Below are 3,808 nucleotides of genomic sequence, written 5' to 3' on the forward strand. Positions count from 1 at the left end.
GGGCCGACCCCCCTCCGGGGGTGCTCTGTCTGCTCACCGGGGACGCGCCGGACGATCTCGTTCCCGATCCGGGTCCGCTGCCGGCTAGTCTGGCGCTGACCGAGGCGGGCACCGTCGCTGCCGCGGTCGCGGCGCGGGGTGTCCCCGTGCTGCGGCTGCACCTCACCGACCGCGTCGCCGGGCTCGTCCTGCTGGCCCGGGCGGTCCAGGGACTGCGACCCCGACCGGGGGACCCGGCCGGGCGAGAGGACGGATGAGCACACCCGATGGACCCGAGAGTGGGAGTCTGAGGCGATGACCAGCGGTACCAGGGGCATCCCGGCGAACACGGCGCACTGGGTGAACCCGCTGCGAGACCCACGGGACAAGCGGTTGCCGCGGATCGCGGGGCCCTGCGGCCTGGTGATCTTCGGCGTGACCGGTGACCTGTCCCGCAAGAAGCTCATGCCCGCCATCTACGACCTCGCCAACCGCGGGCTGCTGCCGCCGGGCTTCGCGCTCACCGGCTTCGCCCGCCGGGACTGGGACGACCAGGACTTCGGCCAGGTCGTCCACGAGGCCGTGAAGGCGCACGCCCGCACCCCCTTCCGGCAGGAGGTCTGGGACCGGCTCGCGGAGGGCTTCCGGTTCGTCCAGGGCACCTTCGACGACGACGACTCCTTCGACCGTCTGAAGCGATGCGTCCGCGACCTGGACCGGGTCCGCGGCACCGGCGGCAACCACGCGTTCTACCTCTCGATCCCGCCCAGCGCCTTCCCCGTCGTCTGCAAGCAGCTGGCGCGGTCCGGACTGTCCGCACAGGACGCGGACCAGTGGCGCCGGGTCGTCATCGAGAAGCCCTTCGGCCACGACCTGGCGTCGGCCAAGGAGCTCAACGCGATCGTCAACGACGTCTTCCCCGAGGACTCGGTCTTCCGGATCGACCACTACCTCGGCAAGGAGACGGTGCAGAACGTCCTCGCGCTGCGCTTCGCCAACCAGCTGTTCGAGCCGATCTGGAACAGCCACTACGTCGACCACGTGCAGATCACCATGGCCGAGGACATCGGCCTGGGCGGGCGCGCGGGCTACTACGACGGCATCGGCGCGGCCCGGGACGTCATCCAGAACCACCTGCTGCAGCTGCTCGCCTTCACGGCGATGGAGGAGCCGACGTCGTTCTCCTCGGACGAGCTGCGCAGCGAGAAGATCAAGGTCCTCAACGCCACCAAGCTGGTGCAGCCGCTGTCGGAGACGACCGCGCGCGGCCAGTACGAGGGCGGCTGGCAGGGCGGCGAGCTCGTCTGCGGGCTGAAGGAGGAGGAGGGCTACGACCCGAACTCCACCACCGAGACCTTCGCCGCGATCACCTGCGAGATCGACACCCGGCGGTGGGCGGGCGTGCCGTTCTACCTGCGCACGGGCAAGCGGCTCGGCCGCCGGGTCACCGAGATCGCGGTCATCTTCAAGCGCGCCCCGCACCTGCCCTTCGACTCCACGATGACCGAGGAGCTGGGGCAGAACGCGCTGGTCATCCGCGTGCAGCCGGACGAGGGCGTGACCATGCGCTTCGGGTCCAAGGTGCCGGGCAGCCAGATGGAGGTCCGGGACGTCACGATGGACTTCGGCTACGGCACGGCGTTCACCGAGGCCTCCCCCGAGGCCTACGAGCGGCTCATCCTCGACGTGCTGCTCGGCGAGCCCTCGCTGTTCCCGGTGAACGACGAGGTCGAGCGCTCGTGGGAGATCCTCGACCCGGTGATCGACTACTGGCACGCGCTGCCGGAGGGTCCGCCGCCCTACCCCGCCGGGAGCTGGGGCCCCCGACAGGCCAACGAGATGCTCGGACGCACCGGGCGCACCTGGCGCCGGCCATGATCACGAGGAGCTCGGAATGATCGTCGACCTGCCGTCGAGCAACACCTCCGTGGTGAACAAGAAGCTCGTCGAGCTGCGCGAGAAGGGCGGTGTGCTCGCGCTCGGCCGGGTGCTGACCCTCGTCGTGGTGACGGACGACGGCGCCGCGATCGAGAGCGCCATCGAGGCCGCCAACACCGCGAGCCGCGAGCACCCCTGCCGGGTGATCGTGTCCCGTCCACCATGGCCGATCGAAGGAGATCACGTGGTCGAGCTGGCTACCGAGGTTCGCTGGCAGGACACGCGGTTCCGACTCCCCCTGGAGCGGATCCGCCTCTCGGAGGAGCTGGGGTACGACGCGGTCTTCACCGCGGAGGGTTTCGGCTCGGACGCCCTGGTGCCCCTGGGCATCATCGCCGGGCAGACCAGCAGGCTGAAGCTGGGGACGCGGATCGCGCAGGTCACCGGCAGGCCGCCCGCCCTGGCCGCGATGGCCTTCCAGACCCTCAACCACGCGACCGGCGGCGGCCGGGTCATGGCGGGACTGGGCAGCGCGAGCCCGCTGGCCGCCGAGTGCTTCCACTCACGGGCGTGGGGCAGTCCCGTCGGGCGGATGCGCGACTACGTGACGGTGCTCCGGCAGGCGTTCGCCGGGCAGCCGCTCGACCATGCCGGCACGGAGTGGTCCGCGCCGTACCGCGGGTCGGACGCGCAGAACCTGCCGCCCGCTCCCATCGGGCTCGTCCCGCAGGGGGACATCCCGGTGCTGGTCGCGGCGGCGGGCCCCGCGATGACCCGGCTCGCCGCCGAGATCGCGGACGGCTGGCTGCCGCCGCTGTTCGCCCCGGGCCTGATGAAGGCCTTCGCGCCGCTGCTGCAGGCCGGGTTCGACCGGGCCGGGCGCAGTGGCGAGGACTTCGCGATCTGGGCCCACGTCGACGTCCTGGTGGACGACGACGTCCGCGCCGCGATGCGGCCGTTCAAGGAGTACACGGTCACCTGGGCCGCGATCCAGCACGACTTCATGGTCGCGCGAGGCTACGGCGACGTGGCCGACCGGCTGGCGGACCTGCGCAGCGACCAGGACCCGAGCGAGTCCGAGCGGCGGGTGCAGACCGGGCTGCCGCCGCTCGACGACCTCCGGTGGCGGGAGGCGCTGGCCGCCGTCCCCGACGAGTACATCGACGAGGGCTGGCTGGTGGGACCGCTGGACCGGATCGCCGGACGCGTGCAGCCCTGGCTGGACTGCGGGCTCACCGGGCTGGTGGTGCGGTACGGGCCGCAGACGGCCGCGGCCCCGCCGGCGGAGAACCTCGAGGCGTTCCGGGTGATCGCGGAGGCGGCCGGGCGCAGGCCCGTCGCGGTGGCGGGGCGGTGACCGGGCAGGCCCTCGCCCGCGACGTCGAGGCCCGGCTCCGCCGGTTCGAGGACCTCGCGGAGATCGGTCGGCTGGTCACCGCGTACTGCACCCTGCTGGACCGGGGGGAGCTCGCGGCGTTCGCGGGCCTCTTCGCCGACGACGGCGAGCTGGACCTGGGTCCCGCGGGCCGGGCGGCGGGTCGGGCCGGGATCGAGGACCTGATGCGTCGCACCCTGCCCCCGGTCGGCGGCGTCGCCCACGTGCCCGCCGCCCCGTCGGTCGAGATCGACGGGGACACGGCGCGCGGCGAGGTGATGTGGACGGTCGTCACCGCGGCGCGGGAGGGTCGGGCACCCGCGATCGCGGTGGGCCTGCACCGGGACCGCTACGTGCGGTCGGAGGGGCGCTGGAGGTTCCGGAGCAGGGTGGCGAGCCGGATCGTCGCGGCGCCCCTCGGCGGGTGACCAGCCGAGGGGTGGCGGCGGGTCAGTCGGAGGCGGGCAGCGGCTTGGCGGACTTCTCCGGGAGCGGCCGCTCGCCGACCGCGAGCGAGCCCGCTCCGCCCTTCGTGCAGAGCACCTCCAGGCCGAGGTCGTCGTCGGCGTACCGCTT

General features: G+C 72.8%; 3 protein-coding genes and 1 pseudogene. All 4 read left to right on the forward strand.

Features of this window, described 5'->3' with window-relative positions:
• A pseudogene (locus H5J29_RS24580) lies at positions 1–257 on the forward strand (hypothetical protein); the annotation flags it as partial.
• Positions 258–294: 37 nt separating this feature from the next.
• Positions 295–1,857, forward strand: coding sequence for a glucose-6-phosphate dehydrogenase (zwf, locus tag H5J29_RS24585; protein WP_181783403.1), 1,563 nt, complete (start codon positions 295–297; stop codon positions 1,855–1,857).
• 16 nt (positions 1,858–1,873) lie between these two features.
• Entirely contained in the window at positions 1,874–3,214 is a 1,341-nt protein-coding gene (locus H5J29_RS24590) for an LLM class flavin-dependent oxidoreductase (protein WP_220187878.1), read from the forward strand.
• The gene (locus H5J29_RS24595; protein ID WP_181783404.1) at positions 3,211–3,660 is read left to right on the forward strand and encodes a nuclear transport factor 2 family protein; all 450 of its coding nucleotides are present in this window, start codon (positions 3,211–3,213) and stop codon (positions 3,658–3,660) included. The genes H5J29_RS24590 and H5J29_RS24595 overlap by 4 nt, the downstream gene beginning before the upstream one ends.
• Positions 3,661–3,808 lie beyond the last annotated feature (148 nt).

The sequence above is a fragment of the Pseudonocardia pini genome (genome assembly GCF_013870575.1).
Lineage (GTDB): Bacteria > Actinomycetota > Actinomycetes > Mycobacteriales > Pseudonocardiaceae > Pseudonocardia > Pseudonocardia pini.